This window comes from Brevibacillus sp. HB1.2 (assembly GCF_013332495.1).
GTDB lineage: Bacteria > Bacillota > Bacilli > Brevibacillales > Brevibacillaceae > Brevibacillus > Brevibacillus porteri.
Map to the genome: position 1 here is coordinate 179,945 of NZ_JABMIU010000003.1, position 24,946 is coordinate 204,890.

At 46.8% G+C, this 24,946-nt stretch carries 21 protein-coding genes; 13 read left to right on the forward strand and 8 right to left on the reverse strand.

Going from position 1 to position 24,946, the window contains the following annotated elements; translation table 11 throughout:
• Complete coding sequence (locus HPY28_RS08950) at window positions 1-888, forward strand: ABC transporter ATP-binding protein (protein ID WP_017250986.1); 888 nt, start codon at window positions 1-3, stop codon at window positions 886-888.
• Window positions 889-1,231: 343 nt separating this feature from the next.
• On the opposite strand, the gene HPY28_RS08955 is transcribed toward HPY28_RS08950, so the two are convergent.
• Window positions 1,232-2,119, reverse strand: a complete 888-nt coding sequence (locus HPY28_RS08955; RefSeq protein ID WP_174230434.1) for a LysR family transcriptional regulator — start codon at window positions 2,117-2,119, stop codon at window positions 1,232-1,234.
• A 112-nt stretch (window positions 2,120-2,231) separates the two neighbouring features.
• Here HPY28_RS08955 and HPY28_RS08960 point away from each other — a divergent pair, with 112 nt between their 5' ends.
• On the forward strand, window positions 2,232-3,614 hold the full coding sequence (locus HPY28_RS08960; RefSeq protein WP_174230435.1) for an MFS transporter: 1,383 nt from the start codon (window positions 2,232-2,234) through the stop codon (window positions 3,612-3,614).
• 12 nt (window positions 3,615-3,626) lie between these two features.
• Here HPY28_RS08960 and HPY28_RS08965 read toward each other — a convergent pair whose 3' ends face one another.
• Complete coding sequence (locus HPY28_RS08965) at window positions 3,627-4,511, reverse strand: LysR family transcriptional regulator (RefSeq protein WP_017250989.1); 885 nt, start codon at window positions 4,509-4,511, stop codon at window positions 3,627-3,629.
• Between the two features lie 133 nt (window positions 4,512-4,644).
• Between HPY28_RS08965 and HPY28_RS08970 the strand changes: the two genes are divergently transcribed.
• Entirely contained in the window at window positions 4,645-5,865 is a 1,221-nt protein-coding gene (locus HPY28_RS08970; RefSeq protein ID WP_017250990.1) for an MFS transporter, read from the forward strand.
• Window positions 5,866-5,917: 52 nt separating this feature from the next.
• Here the strand turns inward: HPY28_RS08970 and HPY28_RS08975 are convergent, their stop codons facing one another.
• Complete coding sequence (locus HPY28_RS08975; protein ID WP_173622348.1) at window positions 5,918-6,760, reverse strand: DUF92 domain-containing protein; 843 nt, start codon at window positions 6,758-6,760, stop codon at window positions 5,918-5,920.
• Between the two features lie 154 nt (window positions 6,761-6,914).
• Between HPY28_RS08975 and HPY28_RS08980 the strand changes: the two genes are divergently transcribed.
• Window positions 6,915-7,289 carry a nuclear transport factor 2 family protein gene (locus HPY28_RS08980; RefSeq protein ID WP_017250992.1) on the forward strand — a complete coding sequence of 125 codons (375 nt, stop codon included), beginning with the start codon at window positions 6,915-6,917 and terminating at the stop codon, window positions 7,287-7,289.
• 35 nt (window positions 7,290-7,324) lie between these two features.
• Here HPY28_RS08980 and HPY28_RS08985 read toward each other — a convergent pair whose 3' ends face one another.
• The 3 genes from HPY28_RS08985 to HPY28_RS08995 are packed head-to-tail and all read right to left on the reverse strand — an operon-like array spanning window position 7,325 to window position 9,348.
• Window positions 7,325-8,035: a B3/B4 domain-containing protein gene (locus HPY28_RS08985; protein WP_017250993.1), complete on the reverse strand. Its 711-nt coding sequence runs from the start codon at window positions 8,033-8,035 to the stop codon at window positions 7,325-7,327.
• A gap of 17 nt (window positions 8,036-8,052) precedes the next feature.
• Complete coding sequence (locus HPY28_RS08990) at window positions 8,053-8,691, reverse strand: LysE family translocator (RefSeq protein WP_174225712.1); 639 nt, start codon at window positions 8,689-8,691, stop codon at window positions 8,053-8,055.
• A gap of 33 nt (window positions 8,692-8,724) precedes the next feature.
• Window positions 8,725-9,348: an FMN-binding negative transcriptional regulator gene (locus HPY28_RS08995; protein ID WP_174230436.1), complete on the reverse strand. Its 624-nt coding sequence runs from the start codon at window positions 9,346-9,348 to the stop codon at window positions 8,725-8,727.
• Window positions 9,349-9,450: 102 nt separating this feature from the next.
• On the opposite strand from HPY28_RS08995, the gene pdxR reads away from it, so the two are divergent.
• Window positions 9,451-10,830 carry a MocR-like pyridoxine biosynthesis transcription factor PdxR gene (pdxR, locus tag HPY28_RS09000; RefSeq protein ID WP_174230437.1) on the forward strand — a complete coding sequence of 460 codons (1,380 nt, stop codon included), beginning with the start codon at window positions 9,451-9,453 and terminating at the stop codon, window positions 10,828-10,830.
• Window positions 10,831-11,151: 321 nt separating this feature from the next.
• On the opposite strand, the gene HPY28_RS09005 is transcribed toward pdxR, so the two are convergent.
• Entirely contained in the window at window positions 11,152-12,393 is a 1,242-nt protein-coding gene (locus HPY28_RS09005; protein ID WP_173622353.1) for an amidohydrolase family protein, read from the reverse strand.
• A 283-nt stretch (window positions 12,394-12,676) separates the two neighbouring features.
• Between HPY28_RS09005 and HPY28_RS09010 the strand changes: the two genes are divergently transcribed.
• Window positions 12,677-14,146: an amidohydrolase family protein gene (locus tag HPY28_RS09010; RefSeq protein WP_174230438.1), complete on the forward strand. Its 1,470-nt coding sequence runs from the start codon at window positions 12,677-12,679 to the stop codon at window positions 14,144-14,146.
• A gap of 50 nt (window positions 14,147-14,196) precedes the next feature.
• Here the strand turns inward: HPY28_RS09010 and HPY28_RS09015 are convergent, their stop codons facing one another.
• A complete protein-coding gene (locus HPY28_RS09015) occupies window positions 14,197-14,979 on the reverse strand; it encodes an SDR family oxidoreductase (RefSeq protein ID WP_174230439.1) in 783 nt (260 codons plus the stop codon).
• A 231-nt stretch (window positions 14,980-15,210) separates the two neighbouring features.
• Here HPY28_RS09015 and HPY28_RS09020 point away from each other — a divergent pair, with 231 nt between their 5' ends.
• The 7 genes from HPY28_RS09020 (at window position 15,211) to HPY28_RS09050 (ending at window position 24,793) form a co-directional block, all read left to right on the forward strand.
• Window positions 15,211-16,284 carry a branched-chain amino acid aminotransferase gene (locus HPY28_RS09020; RefSeq protein WP_174230440.1) on the forward strand — a complete coding sequence of 358 codons (1,074 nt, stop codon included), beginning with the start codon at window positions 15,211-15,213 and terminating at the stop codon, window positions 16,282-16,284.
• A gap of 177 nt (window positions 16,285-16,461) precedes the next feature.
• On the forward strand, window positions 16,462-17,178 hold the full coding sequence (locus HPY28_RS09025) for a GntR family transcriptional regulator (protein WP_174230441.1): 717 nt from the start codon (window positions 16,462-16,464) through the stop codon (window positions 17,176-17,178).
• A 25-nt stretch (window positions 17,179-17,203) separates the two neighbouring features.
• Window positions 17,204-17,836 (forward strand): sterol desaturase family protein, encoded by a 633-nt coding sequence (locus HPY28_RS09030; RefSeq protein WP_174230442.1) that lies wholly within the window; start codon window positions 17,204-17,206, stop codon window positions 17,834-17,836.
• A gap of 520 nt (window positions 17,837-18,356) precedes the next feature.
• Complete coding sequence (locus HPY28_RS09035; protein ID WP_173622357.1) at window positions 18,357-19,961, forward strand: glutathione ABC transporter substrate-binding protein; 1,605 nt, start codon at window positions 18,357-18,359, stop codon at window positions 19,959-19,961.
• Window positions 19,962-20,278: 317 nt separating this feature from the next.
• Complete coding sequence (locus HPY28_RS09040; protein WP_174230443.1) at window positions 20,279-21,865, forward strand: glutathione ABC transporter substrate-binding protein; 1,587 nt, start codon at window positions 20,279-20,281, stop codon at window positions 21,863-21,865.
• 99 nt (window positions 21,866-21,964) lie between these two features.
• On the forward strand, window positions 21,965-23,539 hold the full coding sequence (locus HPY28_RS09045) for a glutathione ABC transporter substrate-binding protein (protein WP_174230444.1): 1,575 nt from the start codon (window positions 21,965-21,967) through the stop codon (window positions 23,537-23,539).
• Window positions 23,540-23,575: 36 nt separating this feature from the next.
• Window positions 23,576-24,793 (forward strand): amidohydrolase family protein, encoded by a 1,218-nt coding sequence (locus HPY28_RS09050; RefSeq protein WP_174230445.1) that lies wholly within the window; start codon window positions 23,576-23,578, stop codon window positions 24,791-24,793.
• Window positions 24,794-24,946: the final 153 nt, after the last annotated feature.

Consider the following 24,946-nt stretch of genomic DNA (forward strand, 5'->3'; position numbering starts at 1 on the left):
ATGATCGTATGCGAAAATTTGGTGAAAATTTACAAGGCAAATGATCTGGAAGTGGTCGCGCTGCAAGGGTTGGATTTGCGTGTAGAGACCGGAGAACTGATGGGGATCATTGGGAATAGCGGCAGCGGCAAATCAACGCTTTTGAACATGCTGGGAGGGCTGGACCGTCCCTCGGCAGGAAAACTTTCCGTCGCGGGAGCTGATTTATTTCGATTGACGACTTCCGAGCTGGTTCAGTATCGCTTGCAGACCGTAGGCTTTGTTTGGCAGAACAACGCCCGCAATCTGATCCCGTATCTATCCGCACTGCAAAATGTGGAGATGCCAATGCTTTTGCGGGGCAAGCGAAAAAGGGAACGCGCCCACGAGTTGTTGGAACTGGTGGGACTGGGCCACCGAAAAAAGAACAAGCTGAGCGAACTTTCCGGCGGGGAGCAACAGCGGGTAGCCATCGCGATCGCGTTGGCGAACGAGCCCAAGCTGCTTTTGGCAGATGAGCCGACTGGCAGTGTAGATACTCGAACGGCAGCTATCATTCTCGATTTGTTTCAAGAGCTGAACCGTTCGTTTGGGCTAACCGTCGTCATCGTGACTCATGATTTGGAGCTGGCGCGCAAAGTAGATCGTGTCGTAGCCATTAGGGATGGGAAAACGTCCAGCGAGTTGTTGCGGCGAAAAGGAACAGAAGAAAACACTTCCGAGTCTTCGGATGAGTCAGCTAACGAGGACACTCATGAGGAATTGGCGGTGCTTGATCAGGTGGGGAGGCTGCAGATCCCAATGGAGTACCTCCAGGCGATCCAAGCGGACGGCAAGCTCCGAATTGAGCTGGAAGAAGATCGAATTATCCTAAAGGCGCCTGTAGCCTCCACCAAAACAGACACGTGAATGTGACGTGTCTGTTTTTTGTTCAGCTAGTGGGATACACCTGTACCTAAAATGCATGGCACCAGCATAAAGGATCATCTCCCCCACAATGAGGGCAACAACCTCCTGTATATCGAAGGCGAATTTGATCTGAATGGAGCACACCATAGTCGGTAATCGGTTCGACGCCCGGGATTGGTTCATCTGGGATCTCGCGCACTTTCATGTCCGACCACTTTCCGCTCCAGGAACATATCCTGCACGTTAATCTCTCAGATGTAGGGTGCAGCGCATTCTCGATGACGATCATACATTCTTGACTGTTGGTATGACAAGTAGGACAATCGTGAAGCTTCATGATTCATCACCTCTCAAGTTTGCATACATCCCCAAAATAATCGATAACGACATCACGGAAGTCTTGGGCAGCTCGCGAAATGTACCGACTCTTGTGCCATAATAAAGCGATTTCCCGTACCAATTCGTGATTCTCTACTCGAAGATACTTGATTTGTTCACGAGAATCTCTTGCCGTGCTTGGTATGAAGGCTATGCCAATTTCTGATTCCACTAGCTGGATTAGCCTTGCAGGTTCATCTCCCTCATACACATATTTAGGTGTGAATCCAACCGACTTGCATATAGAGTCTACGAAATCGCGTGTCCCGTACCCTTTCTTTACACCGACGAACCATTCATCCTTTAGATCTGTCAAAGATACGATGCTTCGGTCTGCTAATCGATGTCCCCTTGGAACAGCTACGAGAATAGGGTCAATGAAGACGATTTGACATTCAATGCCATCCTCTTGGATAGGAGGGGAGGACAAGCAAAAATCGATCTCTCCTCTATGAAGAAGCGTAACCATTTCCTGTGTGGTGAGCATTTGTACATGAAACTGGATATCGGGTCGCTTTTTCCGAAACTCTCGAAGGATATTGGGTAGTGTGCTTGCCGTAGTCACCGCCAATTCAAGCGTGCCATGTTCCGGGTTGGACAAATCGCGAAGCTCCAGCTTCCCCTGTTCCAATTCAAACAAAGCTCTATCCACCCGGCAGAGGAATTTGCTTCCGAACTCATTCAGACGCAGCTTTCTCCCTTTTCGATCAAACAGCGGGACTCCCAGATCCTCCTCCAATCGTTGAATCGTTTTGCTTAGGGACGATTGGGTCACATGCAGACTTCGTGCAGCTTCGGTCACGTGTTCCATCCGAGCTACCGTGAGAAAGTATTGCAGTTGAAGAAGCTCCATTCAGCACCCTCCATTCATTCCTTTCAATCAATGAAATTATAACGTGAAATGCGTTGGAGTAAATGTTTGATTTCCAGTACGATATCATCAAAACGCTTAAGGGGGCTAAAAAATGGGGGCTCACAGCAGGTGGTTGATGATTTCCGTTGGACTGGGGATATTATTGAACCCATTAAATTCTTCGATGATTTCGGTTGCGATTCCAAGGCTGCAAGATGTGTATCGTCTTGACTTCACGGTTGTCTCGTGGATCATTTTCTCTTTCTACATTGCGAGTGCGATCGCTCAACCTGTTATGGGAAAAGCAAGCGATTTGTTCGGCCGCAAGAAGATATTTCTTACCGGGCTTGTCGTATCCTTCGTAGCCTCAATATTGGCTCCATTATCACCAAACTTTGGATGGCTCATTGTGTTCCGAATTGTGCAATCGATCGGAACCAGCATGATGGTTGCGGTTGGAATGGCTATCGTACGAATTCATATTACGGAGAAACAAGCGACTGCGCTTTCCGTACTGTCCATATTCCTATCCGGAGCAGCAGCGATTGGACCTTTTGTTGGCGGGGTCTTGCTTCATTATTGGGACTGGTCTGCGATCTTTCTCATTAATATTCCGTTCGTGGTGGCGAGCTTGCTAGTAGCCTGGAGGATGATTCCAAAGGATGAATCGGCAGCATCTGTTGCACATAACATGTCCTTTCGAAAATGGTTGGATTTGATAGATGCAACAGGGATCGTGCTCTTCGCAGTGGGTCTGGTTGCATCGCTCGTTGGATTACTGTCAGTAAAATCATCGGGGCATGTCTCATGGTGGCATATCATGGTTGGAGGGATCGGCCTCATTACACTGGGGGCTTTCGTACGACATGAGTTAAAAACGACTTCTCCGTTTATACCTCTACGGACATTCGCCAAGTATCCTGCTATGACATGGGTCAATATCGAATTCATGCTCGTGAACGTCCTTTTTTATTCGCTTTTTTTCGGGCTTCCGTCCTACTTGCAAATGGTTCGTCATGTCAGCGAGTTTCATACAGGAATTCTCATGCTCAGCTTAGGTTTATGCTCACTTGTGGTGTCTCCACTAGCAGGAAGATGGATTGATCAATCAGGACCTCGGCCTGCATTGCTCGCATCCGCCATTCTTATGACATTTGGGTCATTGTGGCTCGTGACGTCCAATCAAGATTCACATGTGATTAGTGTATGTGTGGCGTTAGCAGCATTCGGTATTAGCAACGGGTTAAACAATGTAGGAATGCAAGCAGCCTTGTTCAAAAGTTCTCCAAAAGAAATCATCGGAGTAGCATCCGGATTATTTCAAACCTCCAGATACTTGGGAACCATTCTCTCCTCGTTGTTGATCGGCATTGTAATGGGAGATAAGTTTAGCGCCGAGGGGTTGCAAGCGCTTGGCATTATCCTCACGACAATCGCATTGTCTTTGGTACTGATGAGTTGGCGACGGGAATCAAGGCAAAGGGGGGAGTCGTAGGTTCACCCATCCCTATTCAAAATCGCAGGCATGATTCATCACAAATTGTTTAAATTTTTCAGTGGCAGGTGATAAATATCGCCCTTCTACCCAAGCAATGCCAATGGTACGTTGGCACTTCGGGCTTTTGACAGGGATTTGTGTGATCTTACTCTGGTCCGTTCCCTTTAAATTGGGCAAAAGGGAGATTCCCAGTCCAGCAGCGACTAGTCCTGCAACGGTATCTGCTTCCTCTCCTTCAAATGTAATCGGAGGTGTAATGCCTGCTTCTTGAAACAATTGCTCGACGGTAATACGAAGGGAGTACCCTGCTTTTAAATGGATAAATGATTCATCTGCAATCTCTTCCAACGTAATCGAGGTGCGATTTGCATATTTGTGGTCTTTCGGGACAATCACAAAAAGCTCTTCATTCCAAAGCGGCTTCCATACAAAGGGAGATTTCATATCCATAGGAGCTAGTAGACAAAGATCAAATTCTCCTCCTTGCAACTGATTCATAAGCGTATGGGAGGGACCTTGTCCGAGTCGAAAATGAATGTTTGGGTAGTGGGAGCGAAAAGAAGCCAGTAAATCAGGGATACGACTGGTACTTAACGTGTGCAGAAACCCAAGAGACACTTCACCCTTATCTGGATCAAGTAAATCCATGATTTCTTGTTTTCCTTCATGGAATTCCTTCATCATATTTTCGACTCGCTTTAAAAAGAGATGACCATATTTATTGAGCCGAATCGAACGTCCCTGACGGTCAAATAAGGGCACGCCTACTTCATCCTCAAATCGGGCAATCGAACGACTGAGGGCAGACTGGGAAATTGAGAGAGCTTTGGCAGCATGTGTCACGTGTTGGATTCTTGCCAGTGTCTGAAAATATTCGAACTGTTGCCATTCCATTCGAAAGCACCACTTTCCGTTCGGATTGTTCATTACATAAATGCATGAAAAACATGATTATAATGAATTATACATCATAGATAAATGGTGATACCATGAAACCATAATCATCCTGAAATGATATGGTGATCACATGATACAACAAGGCACGCCACTCTTCCGCAAAACCAGCTTTGCTTTCTTTGCCGCTGGTTTCAATACGTTTGCTATTCTTTACTGCGTACAGCCTTTATTGCCGGAATTTTCAAAAGAATTTGCGGTTAGTCCAACGACAGCAAGCCTTTCCCTCTCGATTACAACAATGGTTCTTGCCGTCAGTATGCTCATTTTTGGTTCGTTGTCTGAAGTATGGGGACGCAAGCCAATCATGATCGTTTCCATGCTCGCTTCCTCTGTGTTTTGTATTCTCACAGCATTCAGTTCGAATTTTCATGTTCTCCTCGTATTTCGAACGATTGAAGGAATTTCATTGGCCGGTTTACCCTCCATAGCGATGGCGTATCTTGGAGAAGAAATCGAATCCAAAAGTCTGGGAGCGGCTATGGGTCTCTATATATGCGGCAATTCAATTGGGGCTGTGTTTGGCAGGGTTTTCTCAGGAATGATGAGTGACTACTTCGGCTGGCAGATCGCAATAGGGGGAATTGGTCTCATAAGTTTAGCTGCCACACTGATTTTTTGGAACACCTTACCACCTTCACAACATTTCAAAGCACGCCCATTCGTCATTAGAAAGTTAGGTCTGTCTTTAATAGACCATCTAAAGGCTCCACGTCTCATTTGTTTATTTGTCATCGGCTTTTTACTTTTAGGTAGTAATGTAGCGTTGTTCAATTACATCGGTTATGTATTGCTCGAAAAACCCTATTCACTCAGCCAAACCTTTATAAGCTGGACGTTTTTAATTATGATCATCGGAATGTTCAGCTCTGTCTGGACAGGAAAATTAATCGATCGTCACGGTAAGCAAAGGCTGTTATTCATTAGCTTATTCCTTGCATTAATCGGCGTCTGTTTGACCTGGGAAGCGAATCTCCTTATGAAGATAGTAGGGCTTGGATTTTTTACTTTTGGATTTTTTGGAGCTCATGCCGTTGCAAGCAGCTGGGTGGGACAGCTTGCTTTACAGAACAAAGCACAGGCCTCTTCCTTGTACTTGTTTTTCTACTATACGGGTTCAAGTGTAGGAGGAACACTCGGAGGATTGTTTTGGTCCGCATACGGATGGGGAGGCGTCATCAGCATGAATGTCGGCTTTCTCCTAGTTGGCTTCATACTTTGGGCGTGCGTCTCAAAAATGGTACACAATGCGAAGAAAGTGACGAAAATAGCCAACACATGTGCCCCAAAATAAAGAAACGGAAAAACTCAGTATCGTTTTTGTGATACGAAGTCTTTCCGTTTCTTTATAGGTCAAAAGATAAGCCGATTGCCAGCGCCAATAAGACGGCGAAAGCACCACCTGCAAGCGAGCCAGCGACATTGACGGCATCGTTGTTCCAACCAGCGCGACCGCGGATTCGCACGGCTGGCTTGCCGCAGTGACGAGCCTGCTCGATTTCACGACCGCAAGCGCCGCAACGGTACATTTGCTGCCAAGTCGCACCGATCCATGAATCAACCAGTGACCCTATCATGCCCGCTAGTCCTGCTATGCCGATCCAAGCTACCAGTCTAAGGGGAGGGGTGATCACATCCGGCGCGGTTTGGCTGGGTAGCGCAAGCAGCAACCACGCTGCACCGCCGATAAATAGGCCACCAGCCAGCGAAGCACCCATGCCCAGGCCAGAAATACCGCCAGAAGTGCCGGGTGGAACACGCTGACCCGTCTTGATCAATCGCGGAGGCTTGCGGCTTAAACCGCCGATTTCTGTTGCCCATGTATCGGCTGTGACCGCCGCCATCACGCCGAGGAACGCGTACCACCAAAGCGGATGCGGCCACGCCCAATTTGCTACACATATCAGGAGTCCGAGCCCGCCGTTTGCTAGCACCTGGCCGGCATCGCGTCTCCCTGTTTTCTCATAACCGCTCTCGGCCTCTTGCTTTTTATGCTTTTTCCACTTGGACAATAAGGTGGACGAGACAAAAAAAGCGATGAGAGAGCCGAACCAGATAGGGCTACCGAGTGCGTACATCACGGTGCCCAGTATCACTGCCGCCAAAAAGCCGGAGCCGGACAGCGACCGTTTTACATAAGCCGCCCCCGCAATCCCAGCGCTACAGGCCAGACCGATTAACCACTCCACAGGTTCCCGCCCCCTTTGCTTTGAACTATTATACCTCAACGTAGCAGGCAAAATGAGGGAGTTTATTGCTAGAACGTTACAACATGCAAAAAGTTGGGCATAGATAGACGTGTTGTACGATCGGGTATCTTATTTAGAGAAAGGGTGATTTGTTATGAAGACTTCTCTCAAAGAGAATGCGGTGTCGTTTTTGCAACTGGTAGCGTCGGGGAATGTGCGAGAAGCATACCAAAGATACACAGGTCCGAATTTCCACCATCATAATCCCTTTTTCCGTGGCGATGCTCATTCTCTTATGCTCGCAATGGAAGAGAACGCCGCAAAGAATCCTCATAAGATTCTCGAAGTGAAACGGTCCATCGAAGAGGGGGATATCGTTGCGGTCCATTCCCATGTGAAGCAAAACCAAGAGGATCTTGGCGGAGCTGTGGTCCATATCTTCCGTTTTCATAACGACCAGATCGTCGAATTCTGGGATGTAGGGCAGGCCATACCGGATGATTCCCCCAATGAGAATGGAATGTTTTAAGAACGGCAGCCAATGCATTTGGCTACCGTTTGACCTTACTCAAAGATGGTCATTTCCTTCTGACTGATATCTAACACTTCCATCTTCACCATACCACCAAGATGATGTGGCACTAAATCAGACAATTCTTTTAGCGCCATATGGAATTCATCACTTCTTGATTCATCTATTAATTCAATACAGAGGAATGCATTTTTCGTGTTTTCTGTTAGCATTGTCCTCTGAGCTTCACGCCAATTCCAGCATCTACATATGGCACCGTCATCATCTTTATAAACAATTTCCCCTTCATAGGGCGGAGCATTTTCATCCTGTCCCAATGGGAGAAACGGTTCGTTGCCATTTGCCTGCGTCAGGCGAATATCGCCTACAAAAGTGTCGATATCTTCTCCACCACACGGAAGTCCATAACGCAATGAAATGGAATTATAGATGTCAACAAGCGGGTTTATTGTTCCGATGGGGTTGCCATTTTTGACTCTTTTTAATAAAGCTTCAATCGAACACCTTGCGCCTTTCTTTGTCTTGAATTTCTGAAAAGCTTCTCGCCAAACGGAAATGACAGGATTACTACTGAATTCCTCTAGACTTAAGAATTTATGCGCGTCTTTCTCGGCTTCCTTTAGCAGCTTTTCGTAGATTTCAACGTCCCTCATTGAATTATCAATTCCCTGGCAAATCACGATACCTATTTTCGCATGCGGAAATAACGACCAAAAATCATCTTCGATGATAAATCTAGGCATATCCTATCTCTCCATTCTTATGTTTTGGAGGGGCTCGCAAAGGCGGAGAAAATCCCTAGCGCAATATAAAAATAACCAGTTATCTGATTCACTACCTTTGAACTCGCCGTACTACTCACAATCCGCTTTCTCATACTTGCTGCGAGAACGGCATACAGACCATCGCTAACAAAAGCTAGGATAATAAATATCGTTCCTAAAAGCAAAAATTGAACGGTGACTGACCCAGCAGTAGGTGATATGAATTGCGGAAAGAAGGCTAAAAAGAAGAGGGCTGTCTTAGGATTCATTACCTCTACAAGCGCTGATTCGTAAAATATCTTTCGTAATTTTTTGCGAGGGGCTTTTGGAATTTCGGAATCTGTTCTATCAGCTTTAGAAAATAAAGTCTTACACCCCAGATAGATAAGATAAGCAGCACCCAAGTATTTCACGATATGAAAGGCTGTTGTTGATGTCATAAGGATCGCAGAAACTCCAATTGCTCCAGCTAAAACGTGAACAGAACCACCAAGAGACACTCCTAGAACTGATACCAGACCCGCTTTCTTCCCTTGATCGATACTTCTAGCCATAATATAGAACACGGCTGGTCCAGGTATGATTAACAATGTAGAAGCGGCAATGACAAATAGCCAAATAGTTGAAAATTCCATAAGAAGCAACTCCTTGTTGTATCTATAGGCTGATCATTTAAATAACTCTTTCCGTTGCCCACGCATCCACTGAGCAACCTGAATTTCCCCTTGTTCATTTGATTTTTCAAGCTCTGCCACAATCGATTGATAATCGGTGTTGTTGCGATTTTGGCTCATTTTGGCTGCCCCTTGAATAGAGGTGATTTCAATCTCAAAGCCAACGATTCCTTTCATTTCTCTCTCAAGCAGCTCAGGATCAAACGTCTTCCAGAGCCGACCATTTTCCCGGTGAGATTCATAGTGGGTAAGCATCGAATCCAAAGCAGATTTCAGTTCATCCTTCGTAAGGATACGCGCTGTCCCATACGCATGTACAGCGAGATAGTCCCATGTGGGAACCTGTTCACTCTCATACCAGCTTGACGAAATATAAGCGTGCGGTCCTTGAAAAATAAGCAAAACATCCCTATCGTTATCCAAGGTTTTCTTCTGCATGTTTCCGTATGCGATGTGCCCAGTCGCATAGATTTTCCCTTCCTCTTCATGAATTTCCAACGGAATGTGCGTAGCCAACGGGCGGTGTTGATCAACCGTAATCAATAAAGCAAACGGGTTAGACTTCATCATTTGAACTGCCTCATCATGTTTCATCTGATATTGCTTAGGAATGTACACAGTAACCACCCTTTCAACGTGTATTTGAACCAAGCGTATGATACAAACTGACATAAAAAAAGATACAATAACAAATAAATATACATGTCAGGAGGGGTGGTAATGAAAAATACCATTTTTACATTCAAAGATCATTCTCCTAAATACAAACAAATCTATGAGAAATTTAAATCATTTATTGAACAAGGCGATATAAAGGCGGATGAGCTATTGCCCTCCATTCGTCAACTTGCAGATTCCTTACATGTAAGCCGTAATACAACATTAATGGCGTATGAACAACTTGTTGCGGAAGGATATATTCGTGGAGAGGGCCGAAAAGGTTATTTTGTAAATGAGTTAGAGCCTGTTTTATTTCAAGAGGCTCGCCGTTCTTTTACTCACAAACAAACAGAGCAGGTATCACCTGTTCGTATAGATTTTCGCGCAGACGTCGTCGATCAATCGCATTTCCCTTTAAAAACATGGCGGAGGATTTCGAATCAAGTATTAACGGCAAAGGACAGCTTTCGGTACGGGGAACCTTTTGGTGAATGGAGCTTACGTGAGCAAATCGCAGCATATTTACTCCAGTCTCGTGGAGTGAAAACAGAACCAGATGCAATTATTATCGGAAGTAGTACCCAACAAATGCTTGTGTATCTCGGTCTTGTCCTGAAACATGATTTTTCTAGCGTGATTGTGGAGGATCCTGGTTATGATGGCGCTAGGGAAGCTTTTCAATTAAATAGTTTTGCACTGGAAACAGTACCCGTTTATGAGACAGGTGCTGATTTCTCACACTTGGAACAAATGAAATCACGATTGATTTATGTGGCGCCGTCCCATCACAGTCCATATGGGGTAAGCATGTCCATTCAACAAAGGCATACCCTTATCCATTGGGCAAAAAATAGGCAAGGATATATTATCGAAGACGATTATGATAGTGAATATCGCTATACTCAACAACCATTTCCGGCTCTCGCTTCCATCGATTCAACAAGGGTGATTTATCTCGGGAATTTCTCGAAGTGCTTTCTGCCAGGAATTCGTTTAAGTTATATGGTGTTGCCACAGCCGCTTATCAACCTTTATAAAAATCAATTCGCACATTTCGAGAGCACCACTTCACTACTTAGCCAATTCGCAATGGCGAAATTTATGGAAGAAGGGGAATGGAATCGCCATATTAAACGCATGCGCCTTGTTTATAAACGAAAAATGCAGCACTTCGTTTGTGAATTAAGGAAGCATTTCAAACAACATATTTCTATCATTGGCGAGCAGTCTGGATTGTACTTATTAGTCAAAGTACACGTGGAGCGTTCAGAAGAATGGCTCATTCAACAAGCTTCCCTTCAGGGAGTGAAAGTCTATCCTACTTCACTCTATTTCATTAAAAACAAAACCGATCACCCAATCATCAAACTTGGTTTCAGTAATTTATCAACTGATGAAATCCAACTTGGTGTAAAGCTCTTAAAAAAGGCTTGGTTATAAAAAAGCTTTTAAGCGGGGACAAACACCCAAGCTGGTAAGAGAAAAAAGAAGAAATAAGCGAAAGCCTTTGGGATACCAACCGAAGCGCAATGGAAAAAAAGAAACCTGCCTTTAGCGTCCACCTCTGAAATACTTCGCAGAGGCGCGACTTTGGACGCGGGTTTCTTTTTTTCCATGGAGCTGGGCAGGGATGACCCCTTAGGAGGTAGCCCAAGAACTTGAGCGTTTTCTTCTTTTTTCTCCCCACCACCAAAGGCTCGATTTAGACCAAAACAATAAAGGCTTCACTGAAAAATCAGCGAAGCCTTCGTATCCACATGACTACTTTGTTTCTTCCATTCTCTCCAAAGCACCATGCACAATGTTCCCTTTAAACATAACAGCAGCCCGACGAGATTTTCTCGCAATCGCTTCCGCAGAGCAGGAGCTTTCTGCAAACACGATGCTTGCATCGTCGCCAATCATTGGCCATGCACGGTTGCCATCTTTATCGAGCGTTGTTTTTCCTCCGGTGATGAAGTACAACGATTGCACCAATGATTTCTCATCGACCCAACGGTAGCGCTCGACCAGACGGTTTAGCTTATCCAGCATATCGCCTGTTCCATATGGCGACCACGAATCGTAGAATCCATCGTAACCAAGTGCGACATGTACGCCTTTGGCATGAAGCATCGGAACAGGTGGCATGGCACGATTAATCGGAACTGTTGTCATAATCATCGTTCCCAGCTGGGACAATCGGTCTGCCATGTCCGAGCTTTCCTCCATCGACACGTCTCCGAGCGCAAAGGCATGACTGATCGCCATACGGTTCTGCCAGCCAGCTTCTTCAGTCAAATCGAGCAGTCTTTTGATCGTATAGAAGCCGAGTGTCCCCGGATCATGCAGGTGAATATCGACATCCGCATCTGCTTCCACCGCAATGTCCATCATTTCACGCAAGGAGCCTTCCAATTCATTGTCAATCCCAGCCGGGTCCAATCCCCCAACCAATGTAGCGCCTTCCTTCATCGCTTGTCTCATCAAGGAGCTTGCTTGTGTGCGCAGGAGCCCCTGCTGCGGGAAAGCGACGATTTCATACGTCAGACGATCGCTGTATTCTTCCAGGGCTGCACGCACACCCTCCAGGTTTTTCAGGCCGATGTATGGATCGATGTTGACGTGTGTGCGCACATGTGTGGCACCGCCTTTGATATGCCACTGGAGCATTGCTTGTGCGCGTTCTTTGGTCGTCCCAGTCATCAGCGGCATTTCTTTTGCTTCGAACTCCAAGCGATCGATCAATTTTTTCGGAGGGAGGCAAGATTTCCAGGTTGCGCCCGCATACGTTTTATCCAGATGGTTATGCTTCTCGACAAAAGAGGGGAGGGCCAATAAACCTTTTGCATCTTCTTGCGGTAAAGTGGTGTCGAGTGGTTCGCTCGCCGATACGATCTCTGCGATTTTGCCGTCTTCGATCTTCAAATGACAGATTTCTGAGATTGTGTGAAAGACGCCGTCGTCACCTGTTTCAAATCCTTTATCGAGACGAACGTTGGTTAACCAAAAAGCTTGCATCACTAGAAATCAGCCCTTTCTCTATATTGCATGTAGTGGATGAGAGTCCAGTCTAGCTGTCTATGTTAATTGTAGTGAATATTTCGAACAAGGTTGTTCATCTTTTTTACTAGTTTTTGCATGATTTTTACGTATTGCTTGGAATCTTGCCTGTTTTCGAAAAGGAGTAAAGATTGTGCAAATACACGTAAAAGTTTTGAAACAAATTTTACAGAATATTTCCTATAATAACGAAGGATACAATGGAGTGAAGAGGCCGGAACGAGAAAGAGCAGGGAGGATCATCATGAAAAAGAAAATAACCGCAAAATATGTCATCGGTTTTGACGGCGAAGATCATGTGATTATCACAGATGGGGAAGTCGTTTACGAGAATGACACCATTGTGTATGTGGGGCACCATTTTGATGGCGAGGTAGATGAAGTGATCGATGCTGGCAATGCAGTAGTCAGTCCGGGCTTCATTGACCTGAATGCGTTGGGGGACATTGATCACGACATCGTACATCTGGAGCAAGCTCCTGCTAGAAACAAAAACATGCTTTGGTCAGAAGACTACTACCGCAAAGGCTACCATGAGGTAATGACCCCTGAGGAAGAGGCGTTCAAATCTCTTTACGCTTACAGCCAATTGATTCTAAACGGGGTAACGACAGCGATGCCGATTACATCGGTCTTCTACAAGCGCTGGGCGGAAACGTATGAGGAGCTGGCAGCCGCAGCCGATCATGCAGGACGCTTGGGATTGCGTATGTACATGGGGCCGAGCTATCAATCCGGCATGCGTGTCGTGAAGGCAAATGGAGAGATCGAAGTACTGTGGAATGAAGCAGAAGGACAAGCAGGTCTGGAGCGAGCTGTACAATTTGTCAAAGATTTCGATGGGGCTCACAACGGACTCATCCGTGGAATGCTGGCGCCAGAGCGAATCGAGTCACAGTCTGTAGAGAACTTGATCAACACAAAGCGCTACAGCGAGGAGCTCGGATGTCCTATCCGTCTGCATGCTGCACAAGGTCTCTATGAATATACGGAAATCTATCGTCGTCACAACCAATCACCGATTCAGTTCCTGAATAAGATCGGCTTCCTTGGAAAGAAAACGGCAATTCCGCACGCACATTTCATTCCAGGCTTTAGTAAAGCGAAATTCGGAGAGGGAGACGATTTGGCGATCCTGCAAGAGACAGGTACGACCGTGATTCACTGCCCGCTTGTAGTTGGTCGTCATGGCGAGGCACTCGAATCGTTTGCCCGTTACAAGCGTCGTGGCGTCAACATCGCGATTGGAACCGATACGTTCCCGCCTGACTTCATCCAAAACATTCGCACAGCCAGCATGCTTTCCCGCTTGGTGGAAGGCGATGTCGCAGATTCCAGCTATGCGGATATTTACCGTGCAGCGACATTGGGCGGAGCACGTTTCCTCGGCAGAGATGATCTGGGCCGATTAGCGCCGGGGGCAAAAGCAGATATCATTGCCATCGATTTGGACGGTTTCCACATGGGTGCGGTTGATGATCCAATCCGTACGATTATCACGTGTGGCTCAGGTCGTGATGTGAAGCTCTCCATCATCGCTGGACGCACCGTAATGAAAGACCGCCTCTTGCCAGGAGTTGATCTGGAAGAGATCAAAGCAAAGGGACAGCGCTACTTTGACAAAATGCGTCTGGGCTACGTCGAGCGCGACTATCAACAGCTGGGCGAAAAAGAGCTGTTCAAGCCTTCTTTCCCAATCGTGAGCAAACGATAGCCTGAACAGAAGCACAATCTGCTAGAAACGGCGGATTGTGCTTTTTTCACTTACCGGATGAACCCGCCTTCGGAATGAATAATCTGTCCGGTAATCCACTCCGCTTCGTCACTTGCCAGAAAAGCGACAAGACGCGCTGCATCCTCGGGCTGTCCAATCCGTCCCAAAGGAAATCGTTGCAAAATGTTTTGCTTGATTTCGTCGTTCATCCAGCCTGAGTCGGTAGGCCCGGGATTTACAGCGTTGACCGTAATCCCTCGCGTAGCTACTTCGGCAGCAAGTGTCGTCGTCAGGGCATCCACGGCTCCTTTTGTTGCGGCATACGCGATCTCACCGACCATCGCGCCTTTGGACTGACCAGATGTCATGTTGATGATTCGGCCTCCGCGTTGTTGAGAGAAGCGACGTGCAAATTCCACACTGAGCATTGTGGTTGCCCGCACATTGATGGCATAATGTGCGTCCAAACTAGCGATATCCAGTGCCTCGTAGCCGTCACTTGTGGAGTAGCAAGCGTTGTTGACGAGGATGCTTGGTTCGCCCAGTTGTACTGTAGCTGTGTCGAGCACCTTCTTGTAGGCATCAGGCAGTGACAGGTCGATCTCGATTCCCGCACATCTGACTCCGTAGCGTCTGATCTCTTCCTGCAAGATAGCGGGTTCATCCTTTTGAATCCCATGCGCCATGGATTGGTCATAGGGGGTCCAATACGTATGGAAAATATCGGCGCCGTGTGAGGCCAGCATTTTGCAGATAGCAGCCCCAATCCCTTGAAGGCGGCTGGCTCCTGTTACGATGGCAATTTTTCCGTGTAAGCGAAGATGTGTGGTCATACATATCCCTCCTCATTCTGTCCCTATCCATTCTTTTCGGGGTACCTATTCCTTTCATCCTGCCTACGAAGAAAAAAATCGATCACGAAAATTTTGCGAAGTTTTCGCTAAATAACCATAAATTGTAGGGGTAGCAGAAACTTACGCTGGAAATCATGCAAAATTGTTGCTATTTTGTATATATAGGAAGTTGTTCAAATAGTGGATTTAATACTAAGGGAGATGTAGAAGATGGAGTGTCAGTTAACAATTACCCGGACAGAACAGAAAAAAGAGAAACCAGCTTCTGACAAGCTGGGGTTCGGTGTTCATTTTACCGATCATATGTTCACCATGGATTATACAGAAGGTAAAGGATGGCATGATCCACAAATCGTCCCATACTCTCCGCTGACATTGGACCCGGCAGCAATGGTTTTCCATTACGGGCAAGCTGTTTTTGAGGGCTTGAAAGCTTATCGCAATGAAGAGGGCAAGGTTAGCTTGTTCCGTCCTGATCAAAACTTCAAGCGTATGAACCGTTCACTGGAGCGTATGAGCATGCCGTTGATCGACGAGGATTTCATGGTCGAGGCATTGAAACAGCTGGTAGCGGTAGATAAAGAATGGATTCCAACAGAAAGCGGACAGTCTCTCTACATTCGTCCCTTCGTAATTGCGACAGAGCCATGCTTTGGTGTGCGCGCTTCGCATACGTACAAATTGGTGATCGTGCTCTCTCCAGTTGGAGCGTACTATGCGGGTGGCATGAAGCCTGTGAAAATTTATGTAGAAAACAACTACGTGCGTGCGGTAAAAGGCGGAACAGGAAACGCAAAAGTGGCAGGTAACTACGCAGGCGGTCTGAAAGCACAAGTAGAAGCAAAAGAAAAAGGCTATGAGCAAGTGCTGTGGCTCGATGGTGTAGAGAATAAATATATTGAAGAAGTAGGCAGCATGAACGTGTTCTTCAAGGTAAAAGGGGAAGTGTGGACCCCAGCATTGAACGGTAGCATTCTCGAGGGTATCACGAGAGATTCGACCATCCAATTGCTCAAGGACTGGGGAATTCCAGTCGTAGAGAAGCGGATTTCCATGGAAGACCTGCATACCGCTTACGTCAACGGTGAGCTGGAAGAAGCATTCGGTACCGGAACAGCGGCTGTTATTTCCCCAGTCGGTGATCTGAACTGGAACGGACATCAGATGATCATTAACGGTGAAAAAACCGGGGAATTGACAACGAGACTGTACGATGAGATGACAGGAATCCAGTACGGTGAGCGTGAAGACAAGTTTGGCTGGTCGGTAGAAGTGACAGAATAATCACGCCAGTAACACAAGAGGCATAGCCTTCTCTTTATCAGAAGAGGGCTATGCCTTTTTTGATCGTGTAGGAAAGTTCAATCACTTCATCTCTTGACAGGGGAGAGTGTAAAATACTACCATTTGTGGTAATACCACGAAAAGTGGTTGTAGGACCATCATTACAGGGAGGCGACAATGACATCGGAGAAAAAAGGGGGAAAGAAAGAACGCTCGTCGGATCAAATTGAGATGAAATTAATCAAGGCAATTTTGACTCGAGAGTATCCTACAGGAGGTACGCTGCGGCCGGAACGGGAGTTGGCAGAATACTACGGGGTAGGTCGGCCAACCGTTAGAGAAGCACTGCAACGCTTGGAAAGAGATGGCTGGATCACTGTGCGGAAAGGACATCCGGCAATTGTCAACGATTATTGGCATCAAGGCAATATAATGACCCTTGTCCATATCATTCAAAACCAAGACGATGTTACAGATGAGTTTATTTCGCACTTGCTGGAACTGCGGATATCGTTGGCGCCTGTTTACATTCGTAACGCAGTTGCTGCTCATCAGGCGAAGGTAGTCGCATTGCTTGCCAATCTCGATCAACTGAAACCTGATGCTGATTCTTATGCAGCGTTTGACTGGGAGCTGCAGAAAAATCTGACGAGACTTTCCCCAAATCCTATCTATTTACTGATTGTAAACAGTTTTGATTCCTTTTACCTAAATATGGCACGAAAGTATTTTTTTATCCCAGAACACCGCGAGGCATCTTGGCACTATTACCATGAACTGTTGAACGTCGCTTTACAGGGGGATTTCATCGAAGCAGAGCGTGTAGCCAGAAAGGCAATGGAAAAAAGTTTGGAGCTGTGGAGAAACCGAACCGTGATGGAACAAGGTAAGTGAAGGAACACAAGAGGAGGGCGTTCTGTTGAAGGCAAAGTTTCTGAAAGAATTCTTTACGTTTCCAGATATCCTCATCATGAGCATCCTATTCCTGATTAGCTTGTCTTTCACTATTTCTGAATGGTACGTGTTGAAAACATGGGTGGCACTTGTGGCGGGAATGATTGGATATGCGGCAAGCGAATACTTGATTCATCGATTTCTCTTTCACCTCAAACCGCCTCGAAATCCATTTTTTCTCCAATTGTTAAAGCGCTTACATTACGATCATCATGCCGATCCGAACAACTTGCACCTGTTGTTCTTGCCCGTGTGGTATAGCTTGCCGCTCATTGTAGGAACCGGAGCCATTTGTTTTCTGCTTACTTCCGACTTGATTGTGACCAATGCCTTTGTTACAGGCGTGATAGGATTTCTGCTATTTTATGAATGGAAGCACTATATCGCCCATCGACCGGTTCAACCCATATCTCCATGGGGGCGCTGGATGAAAAAGCTCCATCTATGGCATCACTTCAAAAATGAACATTATTGGTACGGTGTTACCAGCCCTGTTTTTGACGTCATCCTGGGAACTTACAAGAATGAACAGGATGTCGAGAAAAGTTCGACGGTGAGGGATCTGGAAAGACGCTGGGACAAAGATGTTGAACTGTAAATGTTCTTTCTTTGCCCGTCATTTGTATTCGTATAGAAGAGCACATTCCATCATCTTTTGCACGCCCACCCTTTTTTGAGGGATGGGTTTTTTCTTTCTAAGTTTTAGAAGGTATCGAAAACCGCCAAAGCTAGTGAGAAGAAAAAGCACAGGGCTCGCAGACCTTGACAATGCCTACCCAGTCGGAACTTAAAAAAGGGGACCACGCTTGTCGAACACTTCTTCTTTGAGAAACGTCCGCCCGTAGGGTGGCTTTGGCTCGACGGTCCCCTTTTTTAAGTGGAGACGTCCAGTGAATCCCCCTTGCGGGCATGTCAGAGTCGAAGAGACCTGTGCTTTTTCTTCTCCTCCATTATGTAGCTAGCTTCAATAGAGTTATTTTGAACATTCAAAAACCACATGGTAAAGAAAATGAAAAGAAAGGTAAAGATAATGAAAAGATTAATAGTAAGAAAATTAGTAATATTTAGTCATGTCATATTCTTTTCATTCTATCATCCAGAATAAGGGGGCATTCACAGTGAAGAAGAAGCACATGCTAGGATCTATTCTTGCCCTGTCTGTCTTGCTTTCCACAGTTTTGGCAGGCTGTGGTGGCGGTCAGACATCCAGTGGGACGAATTCCGCGTCCAACTCCAATCAAGCTTCGACTAGCCCCGCGTCTTCATCGGCCGCAGCGGGTGGAGGCGGTACCTTGATTATTGCGCGCTTGTCCGATGCGAATAATCTGGACCCGCATTTCAGTACCCAGATTAATTCCATGGCAGTGACGCAGCACAAGCTCTATGAAGGTCTGGTCATGATGGATCGGAATAGTGAGTACAAACCTCTTTTGGCAAAGGAATGGAAGCAAAAAGACGATGTTACCTGGGAATTTACACTGCGTGACGGTGTTACCTTCCATGATGGGGAACCCTTCAATGCGGAAGCTGTGAAAAAGACAATCGACCGTATTTTGGACAAAGACAATCCGACTCCGAAAGCAAACATGTTTGGCATGATTAAAGAAGTGAAGGTCATCGATCCATTGAAGGTAGATATTATTTTACATTATCCGTTCGCAGGGCTCTTGTCCGTACTAGCGAGTGCAGAGGGTGGCATCATCAGTCCGAAGGCGATGAAGGAATTTGGCAAAGAGTTGTCCAAGAAACCAGTAGGAACGGGGCCGTTCATCTTTGAATCATGGACGCCTGGACAAGAAATCGTCATGGTGAAAAACGAGAAGTATTGGGGGAACCAACCGAAGCTAGAAAAAGTCGTTTTCAAGACCATTCCTGAGGATGCGACACGTGTAGCCATGGTGGAGACAGGTGAAGCTCATGTCGCAGAACAACTACCGGTCACTGAACTGGAAAGGGTACAGAACTCGCAGAGCATGTCTTTAGGCCGGTTCGAATCATTCGCAGTTGACCACATCGGGATGAACGTCAAGCAGAAGCCTTTTGACGATGTTCGCGTCCGTCAGGCCATTGCCCATGCGATCGATAAGGAAGCGATTATTAAAGGGGTTTATAACAATGTCGGAAAAGTAGCCATCTCGTCATTAGGGCCAAAAGTCATCGGCTACAGCCCAAATATTAAAACGCCGGAATACGATTTGAACAAAGCGAAGCAATTGCTCACCGAAGCAGGCTACGCCAACGGATTCAAGGCAACGATCTATCTCAATGACAACAAGGCACGGATTAATGTGGCAGAAGTGCTGCAATCCCAGCTGAAGGGAATCGGCATCGACTTGCAGATTCAAGTGATGGAGTTCGGTGCGTACCTGGAATTGGCGGCAAAAGGTGAAGCGCAAATGTTCATTAGTGGCTGGGGCAATGCGACCGGGGATGCAGATTACAACCAGTACAACCTCTTCCACAGCACGTCAGCAGGTGTGCCAGGAAACCATTCCTTCTATAATAATCCGAAAGTCGATGCGTTGATTGAAGCGGGGCGTAAGGAGAAAGATCCAGAGAAGCGCAAGGAAATCTACGCAGAAGCACAGCAAATCGAGATGGAGGAGGTGCCATTGCTGCCATTTCGCAGCAGTGAAAACCTCGCGGCCATTGCGAAAAATGTACAGGGAGTGTATATCAGTCCGTCCGGATACATTGACGTGAGCCAAGTGACGATTCAATAGCAGGAGCTTGAGACCTTCTCCAACAAATGGAGAGGGTCTTCTTTAGTGGTTGTTCAAAAAGTCGACTTTTTGAACAACCACTGTTCGCATAAAAGTAGAAAAAGTGAAAAAAAGAGTAAAGAAAGTGAAAATACAAGTAAAGAGAGTGAAAATGCAATGACAGAATAGTGGGTAAAATGAAATATGCGCGAATGGTCAAAATATTCAAGTGCATCTGGCGCAAAAAACGGTCACGACCGTTTTTTTGACCGCAAGCGGTCACATCAACATTTATGAAAAACGTCGAGACGTTTTTCACAAAAGAGGGGGATCACTACATGAAAAAGACGCGCTTTTTCCAGACGCTGCTTGCCATGACCGTTGCGGTTTCTACAGCGTTGGCAGTCTGCTCACAAGCACCTGAAGCAGGAGGGAGTACCAATTCTTCAGGGCAAACCAATGCTTCTGCACCAGTCGGCAAAGAAGGCGGGACACTCGTCATCGCCCGTTTGTCTGATGCGAACAACCTTGACCCGCATTTTCTAACGCAAATCAACTCTGCTGCCATCATTCATCACAAGGTATACGAGGGTCTTGTTCGGATGGACAAAGAAAGCAAATATGTAGGCTCACTCGCTTCCGAATGGAAGCAGCTCGATGATGTGACATGGGAATTCAAGCTTCGCTCTGGTGTGACGTTCCACGATGGCACGCCATTCAATGCGGAAGCTGTGAAAAAGACGATTGCTCGTGTCCAGGACCCGGCCGTAGGCTCTAACCGCGCCAATTTGTTTGAAGCCATCAAAGAAGTAAAGGTCGTGGATGATACAACGGTTCAATTCATCCTGCACTATCCATACGCACCACTCCTGTCCGTACTCGCCAGTGCAGAGGGTGGCATTTTGTCACCAAAAGCGATCGAACAGTATGGGAAAGAGTTGACCAAGCATCCAACGGGAACAGGGCCTTACAAATTCGAATCATGGACACCTGGTCAAGAAGTCGTCCTGGTGAAAAATGATAGTTATTGGGGCGACAAACCGAATTTGGACAAGGTCGTCTTCAAGACTGTTCCAGAGGATACGACCAGACTCGCGATGGTCGAGACAGGAGAAGCGCATATAGCTGAGCAATTGCCAGTGACAGAAGTCGATCGGGTGAAAAATTCTCCGAGTATGGCACTTGGTCGTTACCCTGCATTCGCTAGCGATCATATCGGAATTAACAACTCGAAGAAGCCATTCGATGATGTACGCGTTCGTCAAGCGATTGCACATGCGATCGATAAGAAAACCATCATTCAAGGGGTCTACAACGATGTCGGAACGGTTGCTCATTCTTCCATTACCCCGTCCATGGTTGGTTACAGCCCGAATGTAAAAGACTTGCCTTACGATCTGGAAAAATCCAAAAAGCTGTTGGCGGAAGCTGGATACGCGAACGGTTTCAAAGCAACCATTTACTTAAATGATAACAAGGCACGGATTAGCTTGGCAGAAGTGCTGCAGCAACAGCTGAAACAAATCAATATCGATTTGGAAGTGAAAGTGCTAGAGTTCGGTGCTTATATTGAAGCAGCTAACAAAGGCGAAACAGAATTGTTCCTCAGTGGTTGGGGCAATGCCACAGGAGATGCAGACTACAACCAATACAATCTGTTCCACACGAAGTCGCAAGGGGCAGCCGGTAACCACGCTTTCTACAGCAATCCGGAAGTGGACAAGCTGATCGATGAGGGCCGCAAAGAGAAAGACGAAGAAAAACGGAAGCAAATCTACGAAAAAGCACAGCAAATCGAAATGGACGAAGCGGCAATGGTACCGTATCGCTTCTCAGAAAACCTCGCAGCGATTCAAAAAGGTGTAGAAGGAGTTTGGATTAGCCCAGCAGGACACATTGAGATCGACAATATATCATTGCCATAATTTTCAGCAAAAAATGCTTCATGATCAGCATAGCTTCGCCCACTGGGAACGAGCTATGCTGATTGATTATACAAAGAAGAAGTAAATGGGGGCGAGTCTATGAAAAAACAAAAAATGATAGGTTCAATGCTGGCAGGTATCCTGAGCGTTGGCCTCGTGCTTACAGGCTGTTCATCGGGTACAGAGCAAGGTGCGGCAGGAACTCCGACTGCGAAGGAAGCTCCAGCAACAGATCAGACGCTGGTGATTGCGCGCCAGTCAGACGCAAACAATCTAGACCCGCACTTTATTTCAGCGATCAATGCAGCGAGTGTCGTTCATCACAAAGTGTACGAAGGTCTTGTCCAGCGAGATGATAACATGGCATTCAAACCGATGCTAGCCACGGAATGGAAGCAATTGGACGATGTCACCTGGGAGTTCAAGCTGCGTCAGGGAGTTCATTTCCACGATGGTACGCCGTTTAACGCCGAGGCGGTGAAAGCAACATTCGCACGGGTCCTCGATGATGAAAAGGTCGCCTCTCCACGCGCGTCTCAGTTCAAGATGGTATCGGAAGTCAAGGTAGTGGATGATTACACCGTCCATTTCAAGCTAGCCTACCCGTATTCCCCATTACTGTCGATCCTCGCCAACCACGAAGGTAGTATCATTAGTCCAAAAGCAATTGAGCAATACGGCAAGGACCTGAGCAAACATCCCGTCGGTACAGGGCCGTTCGTATTCGAATCATGGACACCTGGCCAAGAGATCGTACTCGTGAAAAATGACAACTACTGGGGAGAAAAGGTAAAATTCAAGAAGGCCGTCTTCAAAGTCGTACCAGAGGACACGACACGCGTAGCCATGGTCGAGACGGGAGAGGCGCATATCGCTGAACCATTGCCGGTGACAGAGATTGACCGTGTCAGTAATTCCCCTCATATGAGCTTGTACCGGACAGAGGGCTTGGGGACAGACTTCATCGGGTTCAATACAAAGAAAAAACCGTTTGACGACGTCCGTGTTCGCCAGGCGATCAACTATGCGATTGAGACCGATGCGATCATCAAAGGTGTGTACAACGATGTCGGAACGAAAGCGAATTCTGCAATGAGTCCGAAAGTTCTGGGATACGATGAGGCGTTAAAAGGATACGAGTTTGATCCGAACAAGGCGAAGGCCCTGTTGAAAGAAGCAGGTTATCCGGACGGCTTCAAGACAACCTTGTGGACAGGCGATCGCAAGGAACGAATTAATGCCGCGGAAGTGATCCAGTCCCAGTTAAAGGGGATCGGCATCGAAGTAGAGGTAAAAGTGCTTGAGTACGGAGCTTATTTAGATGCAGAAGACAACGGTGAAACAGAGCTGTTCATCAGTGGCTGGGGCAATGCCACTGGCGACGCTGACTACAACCAGTACAATCTGTTCCACTCCAGCTCTTTGGGCAAAGGCGGAAACACAACATTCTACGTGAATAAAGAAGTGGACAAGCTGATCGAAGAAGGGCGCCGCGAGCAGGATACGGAAAAGCGCAAGCAAATCTATGCAAAGGCGTTGGAGATTGAAAAGCAAGAAGCACCAATCGTCCCAATCCGCAATCTTGAGCATGTCGCTGCAATCAGCAAAAACATCAAAGGCTTCTGGATCAGCCCTTCTGGGTACATGATGATCAATGGCATTACGATTGAGTAACGCAAATATTTAGAGAGGAAAGGATGGAGACGGAGCATGAACGAAAGCTTGTGGATCAAAAATGCGAGTCTGGAATGTGGTTATACAGAGGCGAATGGCATCGTGACGGGAACAAAGACGGAGCGTTTTCATGTCTTGCTCACGGACGGTCGCGTGGAGAAAATCGTACCTGCTTCGTTGGATATACCTGATGGGGTATCTGTATGGGATGCACACGGTCTACTGATGCTTCCTTCTTTCCGGGAAATGCACATTCATTTGGACAAAACATTTTATGGAGGTCCGTGGCAAGCTGTTCTTCCTGCTCCCAATCGTTTTTTTCGAATCGAACAAGAGCAGGAACTGTTGCCTCGGCAGCTTCCCGTCGCCCGTGAGCGTGCAGAAAAGCTGCTGGAGTTAGTGCAATCGCACGGTGCTACCCACGTACGAACCCATTGCAACATTGACCCGGTCATTGGGCTGAAAAACCTGGAAGCCACATTGGAGGCATTGGCAACTTATCGTGAAAAACTTTCCTGGGAAATTGTCGCGTTTCCCCAACATGGGTTGCTGCGCAGTGATTCTGTTTCCCTCGTTCGCGAGGCGATGAAGCATGGAGCTGGTCTCGTCGGTGGTGTCGATCCTGCCACGTTTGACGATGATATCGAGAAATCTCTTGATACGATGATGGACATAGCGGTAGAAGCGAATGCGGATATTGACCTGCACTTGCACGAGCCTGGACATTTGGGTGTTTATATTATGAAAAAACTGGCTGCTATGACGAAGGATGCGGGGTGGCAAGGTCGAGTCACTGTCAGTCATGCTTACGGGCTAGGAGAGGTTCCGACTGCTGTGGGAGAAGAGGTTGCGGAGCTTTTTGCCGAGCAGCAAATCGCTGTCATGTCAGCTGTGCCCATTGATATGCCGACCATCCCGATTCCATTGCTTCATGCCAAAGGCGTCCATGTTGGATTGGGCAATGACAACATCACTGATCACTGGGACCCATTTGGAACCGGAGATATGCTGCAAAAAGCAAACCGTTTGGCTGAACGGTTCCGTTGGATCGATGAGCGATCTCTATCGCGAGCACTGGGATTCGTTACAGGTGGTGTGACTCCACTGGACCAAGCTGGGAATCAGGTTTGGCCGAAAGTCGGAGATGAGGCAAATGCGGTTTTCGTCCGTGCCAAATGCTCCGCTGAGGCTGTGGCTAGACTATCTCCTAAGGAAGCAGTGGTTTTCTCGGGCAAGCTGGTTTGGCAGAAATAATAAAATTTAAGAAATGTGATCCGATCTTCATAGGGAGGTCGGATTTTTCATTTGTTAGTAATAGTAGCCGTAGTGAAGGAAGAAGTGCATTTCCAGTCTACGCTTCGGCCTCCGCCCCGCAAGGGGTAAAGAAGACTGTCCGCTTCGGAATGA

Coding starts and splice junctions, on each gene's coding strand:
- HPY28_RS09020 (WP_174230440.1), top strand. CDS start 15,211: ATGGAGTGTCAGTTAACAATTACCCGGACAGAACAGAAAAAAGAGAAA.
- HPY28_RS09025 (WP_174230441.1), top strand. CDS start 16,462: ATGACATCGGAGAAAAAAGGGGGAAAGAAAGAACGCTCGTCGGATCAA.
- HPY28_RS08990 (WP_174225712.1), bottom strand. CDS start 8,691: ATGGAATTTTCAACTATTTGGCTATTTGTCATTGCCGCTTCTACATTG.
- pdxR (WP_174230437.1), top strand. CDS start 9,451: ATGAAAAATACCATTTTTACATTCAAAGATCATTCTCCTAAATACAAA.
- HPY28_RS08985 (WP_017250993.1), bottom strand. CDS start 8,035: ATGCCTAGATTTATCATCGAAGATGATTTTTGGTCGTTATTTCCGCAT.
- HPY28_RS08955 (WP_174230434.1), bottom strand. CDS start 2,119: ATGGAGCTTCTTCAACTGCAATACTTTCTCACGGTAGCTCGGATGGAA.
- HPY28_RS08950 (WP_017250986.1), top strand. CDS start 1: ATGATCGTATGCGAAAATTTGGTGAAAATTTACAAGGCAAATGATCTG.
- HPY28_RS08960 (WP_174230435.1), top strand. CDS start 2,232: ATGGGGGCTCACAGCAGGTGGTTGATGATTTCCGTTGGACTGGGGATA.
- HPY28_RS08965 (WP_017250989.1), bottom strand. CDS start 4,511: ATGGAATGGCAACAGTTCGAATATTTTCAGACACTGGCAAGAATCCAA.
- HPY28_RS09015 (WP_174230439.1), bottom strand. CDS start 14,979: ATGACCACACATCTTCGCTTACACGGAAAAATTGCCATCGTAACAGGA.
- HPY28_RS08970 (WP_017250990.1), top strand. CDS start 4,645: ATGATACAACAAGGCACGCCACTCTTCCGCAAAACCAGCTTTGCTTTC.
- HPY28_RS09045 (WP_174230444.1), top strand. CDS start 21,965: ATGAAAAAACAAAAAATGATAGGTTCAATGCTGGCAGGTATCCTGAGC.
- HPY28_RS09010 (WP_174230438.1), top strand. CDS start 12,677: ATGAAAAAGAAAATAACCGCAAAATATGTCATCGGTTTTGACGGCGAA.
- HPY28_RS08980 (WP_017250992.1), top strand. CDS start 6,915: ATGAAGACTTCTCTCAAAGAGAATGCGGTGTCGTTTTTGCAACTGGTA.
- HPY28_RS09040 (WP_174230443.1), top strand. CDS start 20,279: ATGAAAAAGACGCGCTTTTTCCAGACGCTGCTTGCCATGACCGTTGCG.
- HPY28_RS09050 (WP_174230445.1), top strand. CDS start 23,576: ATGAACGAAAGCTTGTGGATCAAAAATGCGAGTCTGGAATGTGGTTAT.